An 871-nucleotide genomic window follows, 5' to 3' on the forward strand; every position below is an offset into this window, starting at 1 on the left:
CACCGCCATGGTGTTGGCAACCGTTCCTCCAGCGGCAACCTCCCCCCCTCCGATGCCGGCGTCTGCATCCACGCCCGAGGTTACGACCGTGCTGTTCACCGCCATGGTGTTGGCAACCGTTCCTCCAGCGGCAACGTACCCCCCTCCGATGCCGGCGTCTGCATCCTTGTCCTCGGTTTCGACCCTGCTGTTCACCGCCGTGGTGTTGCTAACCGTTCCTATAACCTCCCCCCCCCCGATGCCAGCGTAATGTTGATAACCCCTGGTGAGAATATGAACATCTTTCGCCCGGATATTACTGACTATGCCAGTATCATGAACAACACAGGCTGCTAACCCGGTCGTCTTCTCGGAATTTATATTGGCACCAGTAAATTGAAGGTGACTGATGTTGCCTTTCAGAGTGTCAACAAAACAGTCAGACAGGTTGCTGATGGTGCGGCACTGCCCATCGTACTCGCCGGTAAACGGATGGTTCTTACTACCAATGGGCCGGGTTAGCTGGCTACCATCAATATCCGCCGTCTGCCGGTAAGTGCCATTCAGTGGATAGCCCCGTTCATGGCCAATCTTGCCCAGGGTTGTGGCATTCGTCACCTCAATCCACTCTTCGGTTTTATTGCCGGATGGGTAACCTGTGCTCCTGGCAAAACTGTTCACCTGCGTAGTATTGGCAACCACGGCCCTGCGCCTTGTGGCGACTGTTGGCACTGCAGCGGCTGTTGTCGCTGTAGTGGCATTTACCGGGCAAGCATCACTGTACGAAACATCCAGCGCAGCCAGAAATTCAGTTCTCAAAGAGCAATTGTCTGTTAACACACGCAGGTCTGCTTTTTGGCAAAGAAGCTGATCATTGGAGATAGAAGAATTC

At 54.3% G+C, this 871-nt stretch carries 1 protein-coding gene; it reads right to left on the reverse strand.

Annotated elements, in window-relative coordinates; all coding sequences use genetic code 11:
* Window positions 1-798, reverse strand: a 798-nt coding sequence (locus tag CX664_RS23955) for a hypothetical protein (protein WP_219622290.1), incomplete at its 3' end; no start/stop codon positions are given.
* Window positions 799-871: the final 73 nt, after the last annotated feature.

The sequence above is a fragment of the Endozoicomonas acroporae genome, assembly GCF_002864045.1.
Classification (GTDB): domain Bacteria; phylum Pseudomonadota; class Gammaproteobacteria; order Pseudomonadales; family Endozoicomonadaceae; genus Endozoicomonas; species Endozoicomonas acroporae.